The sequence below is a fragment of the Candidatus Oleimmundimicrobium sp. genome (assembly GCF_030651595.1).
GTDB lineage: Bacteria > Actinomycetota > Aquicultoria > UBA3085 > Oleimmundimicrobiaceae > JAUSCH01.
Window position 1 is genome coordinate 1 of the sequence record NZ_JAUSCH010000012.1, and the last position, 17645, is coordinate 17645.

Genomic DNA, 17645 nt, shown 5'->3' on the forward strand with positions numbered 1-17645 from the left:
CAGTCTGTTAGAGATGGTCTGGACAGTATAGTGGATGATACTATTGATAAAATTGTCAATCCTGAGCGGTGGAGAGAAGAAATAGAAGACAGATAACAGCAAAGTAGTGGTAATTGGTAAATGAAGATGTAAAGACTAAGCTGAAATTTAGAGCTCAATTTAACTTTAACCAATTACCATTCAACCGAGGTGGGGAAGAATGGGCGAAGGAAGGTATCTTTATTGTGTTGCTAACGATAATCAAAAAGTGAGCTTGGGCAAGATTGGGATAGAAGGCAATGAGGTTTACACCATCCCTTACAAGAATTTATGCGCGGTTGTCCATAACTGCCCCGCCGAGCCATATGAATCAGAAGATAGTGAGAGAGTTAGAAATTGGGTGATAGCTCACGAGAGAGTCGTCGAACTTGCTTGGGGAAAATTCGGTGTAGTTCTTCCCTTAAGCTTTGACACCATAATCAAAGGTGAGGAAGGTAGTGATCCGGAGAAAAACATAAAGAACTGGTTAAAGGAAGATTATGAAAATCTGAAAGAAAAGATGACCAAGGTGAGGGGTAAGGCGGAGTATGGAGTTCAAATTTTTTGGGACCCCAAAATTATTGCAGATAAGATTGCTCAGACAAATGAAGAGATCAAAAAACTAGACCGAGAAATAAAATCCAAACCGGAAGGGGCAGCTTATATGTATAAACATAAGCTAGAAAACCTCTTAAAGAGAGATATAGAGAAAGAGGCAGATAGATGTTTTAAAGACTTGTATGAGAGGGTTAAGAATTGTGTTGATGACATCCGGGTAGAGAAGACAAAGAAGGAAAAAGGCAAGCAGATGCTGATGAATTTGTCTTGTTTGCTCCCCTTGGATGCGAGTAAAAAATTGGGAGAAGAGTTAGAAAGAATTGATAAAATGGAAGAGTTTTCCGTTCATTTTACGGGACCCTGGCCACCCTACTCATTTACCTAAATTGGTGACTGGTGATTATGGAATATAAGTCTTTTGAGGATTTAGAAGTATATAAAGTGGTTAGAGAATTTGTAAAAAAGATATATAAACTGGTCAAAGAGTTGCCCGATTTTGAAAAGTATAATTTAGCAAATCAGATGCGTCGAGCAGCAGCCCCTTTAACCAGTTGCGTTGCAGAAGGACACGGTAGATTTTATTATCAAGAAAATATCCAATTTTTAAGACAGTCTAGAGGTTCGCTTGAAGAGTTAATTGATGATCTTAATGTCTGTATTGATGAGAATTATGCTGAACTCAATCGGCTGAATAAATTGAAAAAGGAAGGATATGACATCTTAAAGAAGTTAAATGGGTATATCAAGTACTTATGCAAATGTAAAGAAGTAACTGAGGAACAACAACAAGAAGAATTAATCATTTAACCATTTACCAAGCCGACGAGTGTGAGCGAGGAGAGAAAGTGGAACCGGTTAGAAATACACACGCTACTCTAGTTGATTTATTAGATAGGGTTCTGGATAAGGGTCTGGTAATTAATGCCGACATTATCATCTCAGTTGCTGGCATTCCCCTAATCGGTGTTAATTTAAGGGCTGCCTTGGCTGGAATGGAAACTATGTTGAGGTACGGGGTAATGCAGGACTGGGATGAGAGAACGCGTGCTTGGGAACGCGAACATCGGGGGAAGAAAGAGCTCTCTTTAACCCAAGGGGAAGAAGTTATCCTTAAGATGTTCGGCTCATATTACTATAATGAAGGAATATACACAGCCTGGAGATCGGGCTATTTTTATTTGACAGATAAAAGGCTCCTTCTCTACCGTCAAGATTTCAATGAAGTCATGTTCGAGACACCTTTGGAGGAGATAAAAAGCTTAGTGATAAAGGAAGAAAGACATTTTATCAAAGAGGGCAAAGAGGTGCTCTATCTTATAGATCGAACGGATAGAATCTCTCGGCTTCATGCCGCAGAAATGAGCCACTTAAAAGATGCTATTGAGAAGACAATAAAAGCCAAAGGGCTTTTCTTGGAGGAAAACCCAATCCTTCCTGAGTTTGAAGAGAAGCTAATTGGCTTCCTGATGGAGGGAGAAAAGATTACCCACCGAGGAAAAATATGGCATCTGATGACTACCCCTGCACCCGGTGGAGTTGTAAGTAGCACGTGGAGACCAGGCCTTCTCTATTTGACCAACAAGAGGTTATGTTGGTGGTGCGACTTTGATAGAAAAGTAGCCTTTGAGGCCCCCATTGATAAGATAGCTGCCTCGACGGTAGAGATAAGAGACCTTAGCGCAATACTGAAGAGGAAAAAGGCTCTCGACGTTATATATGAAACCTCGCAGGGTAAAAAGGTAGCCTGCTTTTCTGGAAAGTCATTGGGTGAGTGGGAGAAAGCACTTAATCGAACCATATCCAGGCAAGGCGCAACCGCTGCGGAGAGCGAGATAGAAACCTGTCCTCAATGCGGTCAAAAAGCACCGGCAAAAGAGTTATTGGAAAAAGGATGCTCAAAGTGTGGGTGGGTTAGTCCAAAGTTGAAAAAAAAGTTGGCCCAAGCAGCTAAATAACTGGTAATTGGTGAAAGGATCGAATAAGAAGTAAGCAATTTGAGCTTTTCCATTTAACAATTTAACAAATTTCGACGAGTGGAGCGAGGAGATATGAATAAGGTAATCGGGATTGATTTAGGAACCACTAACTCAGTGGTGGCATGCATGGAAAATGGCCAAGCTATAGTTATACCCAATGCCGAGAACAGCCGATTGACACCATCAGTGACGGCTTTTACCGGGGATGGAGAACGATTGGTTGGCCAGTTGGCCAAAAATCAAGCTGTTGCCAACCCAGAGCGCACTATCGCTTCAATCAAGAGACATATGGGCTCCGACTATAGAGCAAAGATAGATGGTAAAGAATATGCGCCCCAGGAGATCTCCAGCTTGATTTTACAGAAACTCAAAACTGAGGCGGAGAACTATTTGGGCGAAAAGATAGAAAAGGCTGTAATCACCGTGCCCGCCTATTTTAATGATAATCAGCGTCAAGCGACCAAAGATGCGGGCATTATCGCTGGTTTGGAGGTAATCAGAATCATCAACGAACCCACCGCCGCCTCCTTGGCCTATGGCTTGGATATAGAGGATGTTCACACTATCCTTGTTTGGGACCTAGGTGGTGGTACTTTTGACGTTTCCATCTTAGAGTTAGGCGAAGGGGTCTTTGAGGTCAAAGCCGTTAATGGCAATACCTGGCTGGGCGGAGATGATTGGGATGAGTGGACAATAGACTATTTAGCGGACGAATTCCAAAGAGAGCACGGGATTGATTTGCGCCGGGATAAGATGACTTTCCAAAGGCTCAAAGAAGCAGCGGAGAAAGCTAAGATTGAGCTATCTATCGCATCGGCTACTGATATAAAGTTACCCTTTATTGCCACCAGTCCAGATGGCCCCCTACATTTGGAAACGACCTTAAGCAGAGCACAATTCGAGGAGTTAACCAAAGACTTGTTACAAAAAATGATTGGTCCCACCAAGCAAGCTTTAGCAGATGCTCATTTAGAGCCCGAAGAGATTGATAGAGTAGTTTTAGTAGGAGGATCGACCAGAATGCCAGCGGTACAAGAACTGGTAAAATCGCTAATAGGCAAAGAGCCTTACAAAAATATTAATCCAGATGAGGCTGTTGCTATTGGAGCAGCGATTCAAGCAGGTATCCTGACAGGCGAAGTGAGAAAAGTGGTCTTAGTGGATGTTACCCCCTTATCTCTAGGCATTGAAACACAGGGTGGAATATTTGCCAAAATTATTGAAAGAAATACCACTATCCCCACCTCTAAAGGTCAGATTTTTACCACTGCTTGCAATGACCAGAGTGAGGTGGATATCCATATCTTGCAGGGGGAGCGGGAGATAGCTTCTTACAATATGAGTTTAGGCAGGTTTCAGCTTACTGACATTCCGCCAGCATCCCGCGGAGAACCACGGATTGAAGTGACCTTTGAAATCGACGTTAATGGCATTCTCCATGTCTCTGCCAAAAATCTCCATACAGATAACGAACAAAGAATAAGAATCACTTCTTCAAGCAGACTCTCGGAACGAGAGATAGAGCAAATGGTTAAAGAAGCTCGACTATATGCTGAAGAAGATAAGAAACGGCGAGAGGAAACCCAGATAAGAATTCAAGCAGAGAACATGATCTATGCTGCTCAAGTCTGTGTTAAAGAAGCAAAAGATATTGCAGGCGAAGCTCAAGTGGAAGAAATTGAGAAAGCAATACAGAAAATAAAGGCAGCTTTAGCTAACAGTGAGGATCAAGAGATTAAATCAAGAACTGAAGAGCTAAAAGAGCTGATTGTGATGCTATCTAGACAAATTAAAGATGAGAAGGAAAGCAGGGCATACAGATAGAGAGGTATTAGTGGTGAGAAGGAGCAGAAAACCCCCACTAACTGAGGGTGAACAGGTTATTTTGTGTGAGCAGGGGGGATACTTAAGTAATTTACGAACTGGTTGGAAACTGGGCCATCATTATCTCACCAATAAGAGACTGTTCTTTTCTCAAGCCATGAGGGTTGTATTTGAAACACCCCTTGCGTGTATAACAGATGTCACAGCAGAGGAAAGAGCCTTTGTACTCGGGAGAAAGAATGTTATTTGTATATCGTACCGGCGCCCCAAAGTTGAAGGAACATCAAAGGCCCGCATTATAATGGCCAGCTTAGAAACTTGGAGGAAAAAGATTTATGAGATGATAGTACCTCCCATCAATGAGGAAACTGTAAATGAAGTGACTGAGGAGCTTGATTCGGTAGATCAAGAAATACTTTGGTATCTTTGGCAGAATGGACATGGCACTATCAATGAGTTAGCTGAGCTTGTGTCAGCTCCCACCCATATGGATATTTTACTTAGAATAAGAGAAGTTATCAATCCTACTGCCGAAAGGATAATTGGTAATCCTATACTGTCATTTGAAAAATCAAAGATTGATTCTGAGACCGGAGAAAAGATTTTGTTTAGCTGGTGGCTAATAGGTCGAGAGCAGTTGGGGGAGAGGAGAAAGGAAGTACTTCTAGACATTTTTGACGAAGGAGATTACATAGATGTTGTTATGGAATTGTTGGGTGTTCAAGAAGAGGACATTCTCTTGAAGATGGAAAAGGACAAGCTCACCGTATTCGCTAACACCCCCAATAATGAATATCGCGAAGAAATTTTACTTCCGAGAGAAATCGATGCTGAAAATCTCACCAAAAAATATAACAATAACATACTAAAGATCAGATTGAAAAAGTTAAGGGGCCGTGGTTTAAAAACTGCAGGTCAAGATGAGCGAGAAAGACAATAAAATGATGGGAGAGCCCGGCTCAGAAATAAGTTGTCCTCTATTTTTAAGTGAGGAAGAAATTATAGAGAGGTTAACCAGCGAAATCAATGAAGCGGCGAGCGTTGAAGAGAAAGCAGCTAAAGCTCAAGATTTGATGGATGAGATTGAAGTGTTTTTATCGTGCGAGGAATACGATGACAAAAACGTGGGTTGTAAGAATTGTCGCGTTATCTCAGAGCTACGAAAGAAGGCTGCCGAGTTGGTTGTGAAGGCTCGTAAGTTGCCACATAAATAAAGCGCAATTTCAGTTGCTCATCACTCGGAGATGATTGTAGAAGAAAGAAAAAGGGGCATTTAGCAGAGGCTTGAGAACTTCTTGTTCTATTTCAAGAAAGGGAGTCTATATCTGCTTTTTATTGTTCCGTGGATGTGGAGTTGGGCCATTGTCCGGTTCCATCTCTTGAAACAGGTATTTAATTTTAAGTGAGTTAGGAAGCTGAGTATCGAGCTCCGCCTCAGTTGCGCGGAGGAATTTAGGAGGTGGCCATGGATGTTACTGAGAAGGGGCTATGCGGATGGTCTCAAGGGTGAAGAAATTCCTTTAGGAGCAAGAATCCTGGCTGTTGCTGATGTCTTTGATGCCATGACTTCGGCTTGTCCACGTCGCTCCGCTTTGGGCTTAAAAGAGGCGATTGAAGAGCTAAAAAGAAATGCTGGCAGGCAATTTGATCCTGAGATCGTTTCCACCTTTCTCCGGATTCTTGAAAAAAGCTAGCTTCAAATCGGCTTAAGAAAAAAGAATTGGAATAAGGACTTGAGTGAAAACGGGGGCGAAATGGGTGTCTGGAGAGCGAACACCTTCTAGGAAGAAAGGACTCTGGAGCCAAAAAGAGCTGAATCCTACTTTTATGAGGAGGGGTTATGAAGGTTAAGAGAACTGGTGAGAGTCTTGTTTCTAGAGCAGGTGCCTACAACTGTATAAATTGTGGAGCTATATTAGACGGATTTATTAGAGAGGACACGGGGTTGGTGGTTAGCAAATGTAATACCTGTGGGCATAAAAATAAGTTTTTACCAAATGGGGTTCGGAAGTAGAACGTGTTGGAAAGGAAATGTAAATTGAAAGAAGAAAGCAAAAAGTGTTGGGAACTCAATGCTCGTCCCAGAGAAGCATGTCGAAAATGTTCCGTTTATGTTAGCAAGGTGCACTATTGGGAAGCTCCTTCTCTTACACCGCGTCCATGCATTATGAATTATCATTTATGCGTGGAGAGAAAATGTCCAGCGTATAAGGAACATAAAGACGAAATCATGAGGGCGAGGAGGGGAACGAAAGGAGTTAATGGGTAAGGTTGAAACATTGTATAATATTCATTGAGAGCGGTCTTGTCAGCATCTCTCAACCCATCTACCAGGTAATTTGCAGATCCAGGTAGTCGATAAACCTTAAAATATGGTCTTTTACCTTCGAGCATTTTTGCCCTACGCCACTTCAAGCAATAAATCCAGCACTTTCTCATCTACCGGATTATTGGAAATATGCTCGCTTAAAAGTTCGAAGATAGCCCAGTAGCGCCCACCAATGTTTTTGACAAAAAATGCCTGCTAGTCTGGCATTTTTTATTCAAACCATGTATGACTTCAACTTTTTAATTTCACAACATATCCTTACTCAAAATTTCTTCAAAACCCATACCAATGGGTAGGTTACATTTTCTTACACATGTGTTAAAAAGGTTTTTAAGCTTGACTTTTTATATTGTATGTGTAAAATGTAAGCTGCTGGCTTACATTTGTTACATTAATTATAAAATGAGGAGTTCAATGAAGGTTTTAGGTAAAACAAGTTCAAAGCTTCTTCTTACTCTAAGCACAGAGAATAAAAGCATTTTTACAATTTCTGATGCACAGAAAATTCTTATGACAAGTTTACCGGCTACGCGTAACTTACTTGAAGATTTAGTAAAGAAGAAGTGGCTGATTCGAATTAGGCCTGGCAAATATCTTATAGTTCCGTTATCAGCTGGTGAAAAAGCTGAGTTTTCAGAGAGCTGGTATGTTATTGCTAAGCATCTTATCGAGCCTAGTCCTTACTATATCTCACATTACAGTGCGCTAGATATCCATGAGATGACTACTCATCCTGTCATGACTATTTATATTAAAACATCCATGCGAAAGCGCAAGAAGGAAATTAAGGTTTTTGGAGGAAGTTATCGATTTATTCATACTAATCCTGAAAAAATTTGGGGGATAGAAGAAGTTTGGGCAAAACCAACTGAAAAGGTGAAAGTGAGCGATCTAGAAAGAACTATTGTTGACTGTCTTTCCAATCCAAAATTTTGTGGTGGTATAAGTGAGCTTACCAAAGGAATCTGGGCTAAACGAGGAGAGATTGATTTTGAAAAGCTTTTTTCTTACATTGAGCGATTTAATAGTAAAGCAGTAGCAAAACGACTTGCGTTTTTGCTTGATTTATTTAATCTTGGCCCAAAGGAAACGAGAAAGAAATTAAAGAAAATGACAACAACATCGTTTGTTTTACTTGACCCATCTTTACCCGACAGAGGACATTATCAGAGTAAATGGCGTTTGAAAATTAACCTCGAACCGGAAGAACTGAAGGAGATTATCAAAACATAAGTCATGATTACTCAAGCCGAAATATCAAAAATAGCATATCGAGGGAGTATTAGTGATCGCACTATTGAAAAGGATTATGTAATCGGTTGGGTTCTACTGGGGTTAGCTGATTCTCATCTTAAGGACCTTTTGGCTTTTAAAGGTGGAACGGCTCTTAAAAAGATTTATTTCCCGGACTACCGCTATTCTGAAGACATTGATTTTACCTCAATGGGTAAATCTAATGTTAAAAATTTTGTTGATGGTTTCAAGGAAATTCTGTTAAATCTTGAAAAGGGAGTAGCTTTAACCTTTAATGTACCCGAGGAAAAAATCGAAAAACGAAAGGATAGTTTAACATTCTATATTGAATTTGTTGGGCCCCTCTTAGCAAAACTAGGCAAAAGAAATATAAAGGTAGACATAACATTTAAAGAAAAAATTATTTTCCCGCTTAACGAAAGACGTATCATTACAGTATATTCTGATTCTATGAGCCTTAAAAAATCTCTGAAGGTTTATTCCCTTGAGGAAATTGTCATGGAAAAGCTTTGTGCTTTGATTGGTCGCACCGAGCCTCGGGATCTTTATGATCTTCATTTTCTGTTAATGATTAATGGTATTGATTTTGTAGCTGCAAAACGGGCGTTTTCAGAAAAAGCGGAAAGCAAGGGCATTGATCCAAAGCGATTAAAAAACATTTTCTCTGTAAAGGAAAGTACTATAACTAAAATGTGGGGAATGAGATTAAGTCATCAGATTAAAGACCTTCCGCAACTGAATAGGATTTCGAGAGAAACAAAACGATTATTAAAGCAGTATAAACTTATTTGAGGTTTATGAATCATAAACTTACGCCACCTCAAGCAAAAAATCTAACACTTTCTCATCTACTGGATTATTGGAAACATGTTCACTTAAAAGTTCGAAGATAGTCCAGTAGGCCCCACCATTCGACTCACTTCGTTTGCTCATGGTAAACCATCTATTATCCTTCGGGCTTCGAATGGCAAGCCATTCTTAGAAAGTGAGGAGAATGTCCTGAGCGAGGGAAATTTATTTACCGAGTCGGAGGAGCCAATTTTATTAGAATTAGTTAGTGGTTTATAGTTGATAGTTAAGGACTTTAAGTCTTGTGGGCAGGTCTTTGAGCCTGCCTTTTTGTTTATGGCTCATAATTATGTATACTAGCTTTGCGGGCGACAAGGATACGAAAGATAATTTGATGTCTAAATATGAGGGGGATTGTCGTGAAGATAGGGTTAATAGGATTTGGTAAAACAGGAAAACTTGTGGCAAATGAAATTATAAAAAATGAAAATTGTAAGCTGAAATGGGTGCTGAGGAAATCTGCTAAAAATGTTGGAGAGCATGCAAGCGGTTTGCTGGGGCACAATGACGGAGAAGGCAAGATTTATTCAATTGCCGAAATAGATTTCAATATTTTTTTCGAAGAAAACCTCGTAGATGTAATTATCGATTTTTCGTGCGCGGAAGCGGTGGATGAATATGTTTATGCTGCTGAGCTAGGAACGAGGATTGTATCCGCAGTCTCTAATTATGATGGGGACCATTTGAAGAAACTTAAAAACTTGAGTGAATGTACGGCGGTGTTGTATTCCCCGAACATCACGTTGGGGATTAATTTTTTAATGGAAGCCGCTAAAGTATTGCAACGCATAGCGCCTTATGCAGATATAGAAGTAATTGAAGAACATTACCGAGGAAAGACTGATGTTTCAGGAACCGCAGTAAAGATAGCTAAAAATCTCGGTCTTGAACAAAAAGAGCACATAAATTCGATACGAGTTGGTGGGATAATCGGGAGACATGAAATAGTTTTTGGTCTTCCAAATCAAACCATTAGATTGATTCACGAATCATTAGACAGGTCTGCCTTCGGTCAAGGCGCAATTTATGCAGCTAATTGGCTGGTCAACAAACCCAAAGGCCTATATAGTATGGAGGAGGTTTTAGCTCTAAGTTTTGCCGGAGGGGAAGATAACATTTCGAAAGCTTAATTTGCTGCTGGAGCATGTATGCAATATACTCGATGAAATTTTTATTATTTTGATTGTTTATGCTGTGATTTCTTCTTTAGCTTTAAAACTACTGTGTTATAATTATTTCATTAATTTTTGGGAGGATTATAGTGGCAAAAGAGATAATAATAACTCTTCCTGATGGTTCAAAAATGGAAGTTGAAAAAGGAATTACACTTCAAGAAATAGCAAAGAAGATTGGTTCTAATCTTGCCAAAGACGCATTGGCGGGTAAAATAAACGGGAAACCGGTTGATTTAAATACTCCTATTTTGGAAGATTCTGCAGTTGAAATAGTTACTTTTTCATCTCCTGAAGGTCCTGATATATATCGTCATAGTACTTCTCATGTTATGGCTCAAGCTGTTAGAGAGCTTTATCCCGAAGCAAAATTTGGAATAGGGCCGGCCATAGAAGACGGATTTTACTATGATTTTGATTTAAAAACTCCTTTTACTCCCGATGATTTGGCAAAGATTGAAAAACAAATGAAAAAAATAATTAAGCGTAATTTGCCATTTACCAGTGAGGAGTTGCCGAAAGAAAAGGCGATAAAGTTTTTTAAATCAATTAACCAAGATTATAAAATTGAACTTATTAATGGGATAGATGGCAATACGGTTAGAATATATCGAAATGGGGATTTCACGGATTTATGCCGGGGGCCACATTTGCCATCAACCGGTAAAATTAAGGCATTTAAGCTATTAAGTGTTGCCGGAGCTTATTGGCGTGGTGATGAAAAAAGGCCGATGCTTCAAAGAATTTACGGGACAGTTTTTAATGACTCCAAAAAACTTGAAGAATATTTGTACAAACAAAAAGAAGCCACAAGAAGAGACCATAGAAAATTGGGCAAAGAGCTTGATTTATTCAGCATACATGATGATTTTGGAGCGGGGCTCGTTCTTTGGCATCCCAAAGGAGCTTTAATAAGAAAAATTATTGAGGATTTTTGGCGTGATGAGCATTTAAAGCGTGGTTACGAGATGGTAATGACTCCTCATATTGCAAAGGTCGGTCTTTGGAAGACCAGTGGACATTGGGATTTTTACCGTGAGAACATGTATTCTCCCATGAAAATTGAAGAACAGGAATATGTAGTCAAACCGATGAATTGTCCGGCTCACATTCTTATTTATAAGTCAAAAACTCGCAGTTACAGGGAGTTGCCACTGCGCTGGGCTGAACTCGGCACGGTTTATCGCTATGAGAGGTCCGGGGTTCTGCACGGTCTTTTGAGGGTAAGGGGATTTACCCAAGACGATGCTCACATTTTTTGTCGGCCGGAACAAATTGAAGATGAAATTTTAAAGATTCTCGATATTATTCTCCATATGTTGCGAACATTTGGGTTTAATGAGTATGAAATCTATGTTTCAACCAGACCGGATAAGTATGTTGGCACTTTGGAGCATTGGGAGCAAGCTACAACCGCGTTAGAAAAGGCGCTTAATAATGCCGGATTAAATTATCAAATAGATCCAGGGGAAGGTGTTTTTTACGGGCCAAAAATAGACATAAAAATCAAGGATGCTCTGGGAAGAGCTTGGCAATGTTCTACCGTGCAAGTTGATTTTAATATTCCCGAGCGTTTCGATATAACATATATGGGCGAAGATAACAGAGAACATCGTCCCATCATGATACATCGGGCTATTTTGGGTTCGATAGAAAGATTTATGGGTTGCTTAATTGAGCATTATGTCGGAGCTTTTCCGACTTGGCTTGCGCCTGTTCAAGTGGTTGTGCTTCCCATTGCCGATCGTCATAATGATTATGCGAACAAGGTGGTTTGCAACCTTTTAAAGTCAGGTATTCGCGCGGAGGTGGATTTAAGGTCAGAATCTGTAAATAAAAAGATTCGCGATAGCCAAGTAGGAAAGGTTCCTCACATGATTATTGTTGGGGATAATGAAATTGACACTCAAACTATCTCGGTACGGGCCAGAAGTGGTGAAGATAAACGAGGGTTGTTGTTAAAGAAATTTTTAGATGATTTATTCCAAGAAATAAATAAGAGACTGTAAAGTTTGGGCTGGACATTCTAACAGTAACACGATATACTTCCAATTTGAAAATGTATAAGGAAAGAAGAAGCCATCCGCTTCTCACCTCACAGCAAGAAAATAGCTTATGGGGTTATTGTAGTTTTAACGGGGTGGCTTATGCTACCCTTATTTAATATGAAGAGGATATAAGGCAAAGAAGTGGGCAAATTTTTAGGAGGTGAATATCAATCGATAAAAAAGCTTGCATAAATGAACGGATTCGAGCCTCGGAAGTAAGATTGATTTCTGAAAAAGGGGAACAACTTGGAATAAAAACAATCAAGGAAGCCCTTACAATAGCGGATGAAAGTAGTTTGGATTTAGTTGAAGTTGCTCCACAAGCTAATCCTCCTGTATGTCGCATTATGGACTACGGGAAGTATAAATATGAGCAAGAGCAAAAAGCAAAAAAGGCTAAAAAGCATCAAACATTTACAGTTATTAAAGAAATAAAGTTCAGGCCGAAGATTGGTCAACACGATTATGAGACCAAAAAAAGACACGTTGAACGATTTTTAAATCAAGGGAACAAGGTTAAGGTTACTATGATGTTCAGGGGTCGGGAAATGACACACACCGATCTTGGTAAAAAAATACTCGAGCAATTGGCTGATGAGCTTCAAGAATTGGGGACAATGGAATTTAGGCCCAAACTGGATGGGCGGAACATGATTATGGTTCTTGCTCCAACAAGCAAACCATCTAAGTAGTTTAGGGTAGTCGTGAAGAAAGGGGTAATGAATTAAATGCCAAAAATGAAAACCCATAAGGGTACGGCAAAAAGATTTAGATTAACCGGCTCCGGGAAAATTGTTCGGCGAAGAAGCAATAAAGGTCATATTTTAGAGAAAAAGTCGCCTAAAAGAAAAAGAAAATTAGGACAAAAAACTTTGGTTGATGTTGCCGATACAAAAAGAATTAAGAAGCTTCTTGTGTCGAAGTAGAGATTTTAAGGAGGTTGCGATAGATGTCGCGAGTAAAAAGAGCTGTTCATGCTAGAAAAAAAAGAAAAAAGATATTAAAACTTGCAAAGGGATATTACGGAGCAAAAAGTCGTACTTTTAAAGCCGCTAAAGAGCAGGTTACACACTCTTTGACTTATGCGTATAGGGATAGGAAGACGAGAAAAAGGAATTTCAGAAAACTCTGGATAACCAGAATAAATGCTGCTGCCAGACAAAATGGCTTGTCGTATAATCGGTTAATGAACGGTTTAAAATTAGCAAATGTTGATATAAACCGCAAAATGCTTTCCGATATGGCTGTAAATGATCCTGAAGCTTTTTCGGCAGTTGCGTCTGTGGCTAAAGAGAAACTTGGCGCTTGATGAATTTTAGTTGTTAAATTTTATATATAGGTAAAGACGGTGAAGGAGAAAGTAAATCGTGGTTACCTTTAAAGAGAAGCAGCATCCTGGGCTGAGAGTGTTGCTAAGGTAAAACGATTGAAGTTCGCTCTTGAGTTGTGATGCCGAATGATTATAATCGGCCTCAACGCAAGCCCTATGTTACAGGGCATGAGAGCCTCGTAAAATTATTACGAGGAATTAAGGTGGTAACGCGGGTTAAATCCTCGTCCTTTTCGGGCGGGGATTTTTGTTTTTTTTGCAGTTTTTTAATATACTATTTTTTATGTTTGGAGGGATAAGGTTTGCCTGTATTAAATGAGTTGGAAAAAATTAAGAAAGAAGGAAAAGACAAGATTTTTATTGCCTCCTCTCTTGAGGAACTTGAATCCTTAAGAGTTTCTTTTTTGGGAAAAAAGGGCAAAATAACAGTTATATTAAAGTCTCTTGGGAACTTATCTTCTAAGGAAAAACCGGTTGTTGGAAAGAAAACTAACGAAGTGCGCCAATTTATAGAAGGTGAGTTAATTAAGAGAAAAAAGAAGTTGGAAAGTAAAGTTTTGGAGCGAAAATTAGAAGAAGAAGTTATAGATATCACTCTTCCAGGTAGATGTTTTCCTGTGGGAAAAAGACATTTAATTACGCAAATAATCGATGAGATAACCGATATCTTTATTGGATTAGGATACAAAGTAGCAGAGGGTCCTGAGGTTGAAACGGAATACTATAATTTCGATGCGTTAAATACACCAGCTGACCATCCCGCAAGATCTTTAATGGATACTTTATATACTCAAAAAGATGGGGTTCTTTTACGTACACACACTTCGCCTGTTCAGGTTAGGGTGATGGAGAAAACACTCCCGCCTGTTTACATAATTGCTCCCGGCAAAGCTTACCGAAGAGATGTACCTGATCCAAGCCATTCTCCAATGTTCCACCAGGTTGAGGGTCTTGCAGTTGATAAAAAAATTACTTTTGGCGACCTAAAAGGCACCTTAGAGGTTTTTGCCAAAAAAATGTTTGGGACAGACAGAGATGTGCGGCTTAGGCCCCACTTTTTTCCTTTTACTGAGCCGAGTGTTGAGGTTGATGTCTCTTGCATGATGTGTGGTGGAAAAGGATGCAGGGTCTGTTCGGGTGTTGGATGGCTTGAGATACTTGGTGCGGGTATGGTCGATCCGAATGTATTAAGCGAAGTTGGTTATGACCCTGAGGAAGTATCCGGTTTTGCTTTTGGCATGGGAGTAGAACGTATTGCCATGCTTAAATACGGAGTAAACGATATTCGTCTGTTTTATGAAAATGATTTAAGATTTTTAGAACAGTTCTAAGTAGCAGATGCCTGCCCGCCTCTGGCGGGGCTTATGGCTGATAGCTGATGGTAAGGGCTGATAGAAAGTTGAGAGGATAAATGGGTAAGGGGTAGAGGGTAACGGGTAAAAAGAATTGGAAATTGGAAATTGAAGATTGAAGATTGGAAATTTTAAAGTTTTAAAACCAAAAGGAAAATAATTTTGCAATTTAATATTTACAATTTCCATTTTACAATTAGCTGCGAAGAGGAGGGTTTAAATGAGGGTTTCACTAAACTGGCTTAAAGATTACGTTGATTTTGACATATCAATTGAAGAGCTTATTGAAAAGCTTAATTTAAGCGGCACGGCCGTTGAATCTGTTCAGTATTTGGGGAAGGGCCTGGAGAATATTGTAGTGGGGCAGATAAAGAAAATTGAGTCGCATCCAAATGCCGACAAGCTGGTTGTGTGTCAGGTTGACGTGGGTGCTGAGGCAGAGCTTACAATTGTCTGCGGCGCTAAAAATATGAAAGAAGGCGATAAGGTACCAGTTGCTTTGGTTGGTGCTGTTTTGCCTAATGGAATGGAGATAAAAAAAGCAAAACTTAGGAGTGTTGAGTCTTACGGCATGATGTGTTCAGCTATAGAATTAAATATAGGCGATGATGCAAGCGGGCTTATGATTTTAGATCCGAAGCTTAAAATTGGAGAAGAACTTAGTAAAACGTTAAACCTCAAAGATGTTATTTTGGAGTTGGAAATAACCCCCAATCGACCTGATTGTCTTGGGACGATTGGCATTGCCAGAGAAGTTACGGCAATTACGGACGGAAAACTCAAAAAACCGGTAATTGAAATTGAAGAATCTGAAAAATTAGCAAACGATTTTGCCGGTGTTGAAATAGTGGACCCTGAGCTTTGTCCTCGATATGTGGCTCGGATTATAAAGGATGTAAAGATTGGCCCCTCTCCTCGGTGGTTTCAACAACGTCTTAAAGCTGTGGGTTTAAGACCAATAAACAACATTGTTGATATTACGAATTATGTAATGTGGGAAACAAGTCAGCCGTTGCATGCCTTTGATTATGAGAAAATAAAGAACGGAAAAATAATTGTCAGGCGTGCTAAAAATAATGAAACCATCTTAACTTTGGATGATGTGGAGAGGCGGCTTGATGATTCCATGCTTGTTATAGCCGACTCATCGGGGCCTATTGCGTTGGCAGGTGTGATGGGGGGAGTGAAGTCGGAGGTATCCGAAAGCACAACCACAATTTTGCTTGAATCAGCTTATTTTAAACCCACAAATATAATGCGAACCTCAAGGGGCTTAGGTTTAATCTCTGAGTCTTCTCTCAGATTTGAAAGGGGAACAGATCCCGGCGGTACGGTTTTTGCTGCTGATAGAGCTGCTCAACTCATGGCAGAGTTTGCAAATGGCAAAGTGTTAAAAGGAATAATCGATGTTTATCCAAAAAAGATAATGCCTAAAACTTTAAAGTTGCGTGTAAATTGCGTCAATGAAATTTTAGGCACGGATTTACCGGCGGGCGAGATGGATAAAATTTTGGAAAGTTTGGAGATTGAGGTTTCAAAGGCGGAGCAAGACAACCAGCTAAATGTGCTTATTCCAACATTTAGGCCCGATTTGGAACGTGAAATAGACTTAATCGAGGAAATTGGCCGTATTTACGGATATAATCGCATTCAATCCACTTTGCCCGAGAGCAGTGGAAAACAAGGGGGCTTGAGTCTTTCTCAAAAAATAGAAAAGCGCATTAAAAATTCCCTTACCTCTTCCGGTTTTTGGGAAACCATCAATTATAGTTTTGTTACCCCAAATTTTTACGAGAAGATAAGATTGGATAAGAAAGACCCACTTGCTAAATGTGTATTGCTTAAAAACCCCTTAAGTGAAGAGCAGTCGGTATTGCGAACAACTCTTATTCCCGGTTTGCTGGATGTTGCTAAGAGGAACGTGAACCGCGATATCTACAACGCGCAAGTTTTTGAAATGGGAAGAGTGTTTCGGCCTGTCTCAGGCAAGGAACTTCCCGATGAGCCGCTTATGGTGGCCGGTGCGGCCACCGGTTCTTGGAGTGAGGGACAATGGTTTGGCAAAGAACCGTTAATAGACTTCTTTGATGTCAAAGGAGCAATTGAAAACTTGTTGGCTGATTTAGGTATCAAGGATTGGTTTTTGCGAAAAGCATTGCATTCGACTTTTCATCCCGGAAAATGCGCCGAACTGCTTATTGATGGCGACGTGGCTGGAATTTTGGGTGAAGTTCATCCTGAAGTCAATGCTGCTTATGAATTTCCAAATAAAGTTGTAGTTTTTGAACTGTTTGTAAGTAAGCTGGTATCTCATGCTAAGTTATTAACTCGTTTTGAGGAGATTCCCCGTTATCCCGGCATTTCTTTAGACGTTTCCTTAATTGTTGATGAAAAAGTACTCAATGAGCAAATTGTAAAAGTTATTCGCGCGGCCGGGGACAAATTGTTAAAAGAAGTTAGATTATTTGATTTATATACCGGGAAAAATATACCCACGGGCAAGAAGAGTTTAGCTTATTCGCTAACTTACCAAGCGAGCGATAGAACTTTAACCGACGAGGAAGTAATGAAGGTTCAAAAACGGGTTATTGCCGGTCTTGAGAAGAAACTGGGAGCCGAGATTCGGGTTTCATAAAGTGGATTAAGGAGAATAAATTCGCATAATATGTAAATCGATGTATCTTTTGCGAAAACAATTCGCATAAAAACGAGATAGCCAAAATTTTCCGCCTTCGCCGGAAAATTTTGGCTATCAACGGATGAACGGCTGAAGCCCAAATGCCCCTGACGGGGCACTTTGCTCATCCGCCAGACGATATGAGAAATCTTATAATAAAAATCCTTTTATAAAAATTTACTCCACCTTAGGCATCTCCTGACTCAAATATTTTTGAGCCTGAAATGTCTCTCCATAAAACACACTCTCTTCTCCAAA

Annotated in this window: 19 protein-coding genes and 1 other annotated feature; of the genes, 18 read left to right on the forward strand and 1 reads right to left on the reverse strand. The window is 39.9% G+C overall.

Annotated elements, in window-relative coordinates:
• Window positions 1-199 precede the first annotated feature (199 nt).
• The 11 genes from Q7U95_RS01295 (at window position 200) to Q7U95_RS01345 (ending at window position 8751) form a co-directional block, all read left to right on the forward strand.
• Window positions 200-961 carry a GvpL/GvpF family gas vesicle protein gene (locus tag Q7U95_RS01295; protein WP_308751472.1) on the forward strand — a complete coding sequence of 254 codons (762 nt, stop codon included), beginning with the start codon at window positions 200-202 and terminating at the stop codon, window positions 959-961.
• A gap of 17 nt (window positions 962-978) precedes the next feature.
• The gene (locus tag Q7U95_RS01300) at window positions 979-1383 is read left to right on the forward strand and encodes a four helix bundle protein (RefSeq protein WP_308751473.1); all 405 of its coding nucleotides are present in this window, start codon (window positions 979-981) and stop codon (window positions 1381-1383) included.
• A gap of 38 nt (window positions 1384-1421) precedes the next feature.
• Window positions 1422-2531 carry a gas vesicle protein gene (locus Q7U95_RS01305; protein WP_308751474.1) on the forward strand — a complete coding sequence of 370 codons (1110 nt, stop codon included), beginning with the start codon at window positions 1422-1424 and terminating at the stop codon, window positions 2529-2531.
• 93 nt (window positions 2532-2624) lie between these two features.
• Window positions 2625-4376, forward strand: a complete 1752-nt coding sequence (gene dnaK / locus Q7U95_RS01310) for a molecular chaperone DnaK (RefSeq protein ID WP_308751475.1) — start codon at window positions 2625-2627, stop codon at window positions 4374-4376.
• 13 nt (window positions 4377-4389) lie between these two features.
• On the forward strand, window positions 4390-5316 hold the full coding sequence (locus Q7U95_RS01315) for an Hsp20/alpha crystallin family protein (RefSeq protein WP_308751476.1): 927 nt from the start codon (window positions 4390-4392) through the stop codon (window positions 5314-5316).
• Window positions 5297-5590 carry a hypothetical protein gene (locus Q7U95_RS01320; protein WP_308751477.1) on the forward strand — a complete coding sequence of 98 codons (294 nt, stop codon included), beginning with the start codon at window positions 5297-5299 and terminating at the stop codon, window positions 5588-5590. Before Q7U95_RS01315 ends, Q7U95_RS01320 begins: the two co-directional genes overlap by 20 nt.
• Before the next feature lie 255 nt (window positions 5591-5845).
• The gene (locus Q7U95_RS01325; RefSeq protein WP_308751478.1) at window positions 5846-6070 is read left to right on the forward strand and encodes an HD domain-containing phosphohydrolase; all 225 of its coding nucleotides are present in this window, start codon (window positions 5846-5848) and stop codon (window positions 6068-6070) included.
• A gap of 146 nt (window positions 6071-6216) precedes the next feature.
• On the forward strand, window positions 6217-6390 hold the full coding sequence (locus tag Q7U95_RS01330) for a hypothetical protein (RefSeq protein ID WP_308751479.1): 174 nt from the start codon (window positions 6217-6219) through the stop codon (window positions 6388-6390).
• Window positions 6391-6414: 24 nt separating this feature from the next.
• Window positions 6415-6645, forward strand: coding sequence for a hypothetical protein (locus Q7U95_RS01335; RefSeq protein ID WP_308751480.1), 231 nt, complete (start codon window positions 6415-6417; stop codon window positions 6643-6645).
• A 474-nt stretch (window positions 6646-7119) separates the two neighbouring features.
• The gene (locus Q7U95_RS01340) at window positions 7120-7938 is read left to right on the forward strand and encodes a hypothetical protein (RefSeq protein ID WP_308751481.1); all 819 of its coding nucleotides are present in this window, start codon (window positions 7120-7122) and stop codon (window positions 7936-7938) included.
• A 3-nt stretch (window positions 7939-7941) separates the two neighbouring features.
• On the forward strand, window positions 7942-8751 hold the full coding sequence (locus tag Q7U95_RS01345) for a nucleotidyl transferase AbiEii/AbiGii toxin family protein (protein ID WP_308751482.1): 810 nt from the start codon (window positions 7942-7944) through the stop codon (window positions 8749-8751).
• An 18-nt stretch (window positions 8752-8769) separates the two neighbouring features.
• Here Q7U95_RS01345 and Q7U95_RS01350 read toward each other — a convergent pair whose 3' ends face one another.
• Window positions 8770-8892, reverse strand: coding sequence for a hypothetical protein (locus Q7U95_RS01350; RefSeq protein ID WP_308751483.1), 123 nt, complete (start codon window positions 8890-8892; stop codon window positions 8770-8772).
• Between the two features lie 275 nt (window positions 8893-9167).
• Between Q7U95_RS01350 and Q7U95_RS01355 the strand changes: the two genes are divergently transcribed.
• The 7 genes from Q7U95_RS01355 (at window position 9168) to pheT (ending at window position 17345) form a co-directional block, all read left to right on the forward strand.
• Window positions 9168-9938 (forward strand): dihydrodipicolinate reductase C-terminal domain-containing protein, encoded by a 771-nt coding sequence (locus Q7U95_RS01355; RefSeq protein WP_308751484.1) that lies wholly within the window; start codon window positions 9168-9170, stop codon window positions 9936-9938.
• Window positions 9939-10069: 131 nt separating this feature from the next.
• Complete coding sequence (gene thrS, locus Q7U95_RS01360) at window positions 10070-11989, forward strand: threonine--tRNA ligase (RefSeq protein ID WP_308751485.1); 1920 nt, start codon at window positions 10070-10072, stop codon at window positions 11987-11989.
• 227 nt (window positions 11990-12216) lie between these two features.
• The gene (infC, locus tag Q7U95_RS01365) at window positions 12217-12720 is read left to right on the forward strand and encodes a translation initiation factor IF-3 (RefSeq protein ID WP_308751490.1); all 504 of its coding nucleotides are present in this window, start codon (window positions 12217-12219) and stop codon (window positions 12718-12720) included.
• 36 nt (window positions 12721-12756) lie between these two features.
• Complete coding sequence (gene rpmI / locus Q7U95_RS01370; protein ID WP_308751486.1) at window positions 12757-12954, forward strand: 50S ribosomal protein L35; 198 nt, start codon at window positions 12757-12759, stop codon at window positions 12952-12954.
• Window positions 12955-12977: 23 nt separating this feature from the next.
• Window positions 12978-13337, forward strand: coding sequence for a 50S ribosomal protein L20 (rplT, locus tag Q7U95_RS01375; protein ID WP_308751487.1), 360 nt, complete (start codon window positions 12978-12980; stop codon window positions 13335-13337).
• A 30-nt stretch (window positions 13338-13367) separates the two neighbouring features.
• Window positions 13368-13593 (forward strand) — a binding site (T-box leader).
• Window positions 13594-13660: 67 nt separating this feature from the next.
• Complete coding sequence (gene pheS, locus Q7U95_RS01380; protein WP_308751488.1) at window positions 13661-14689, forward strand: phenylalanine--tRNA ligase subunit alpha; 1029 nt, start codon at window positions 13661-13663, stop codon at window positions 14687-14689.
• 241 nt (window positions 14690-14930) lie between these two features.
• Window positions 14931-17345 (forward strand): phenylalanine--tRNA ligase subunit beta, encoded by a 2415-nt coding sequence (gene pheT / locus Q7U95_RS01385; protein ID WP_308751489.1) that lies wholly within the window; start codon window positions 14931-14933, stop codon window positions 17343-17345.
• Window positions 17346-17645: the final 300 nt, after the last annotated feature.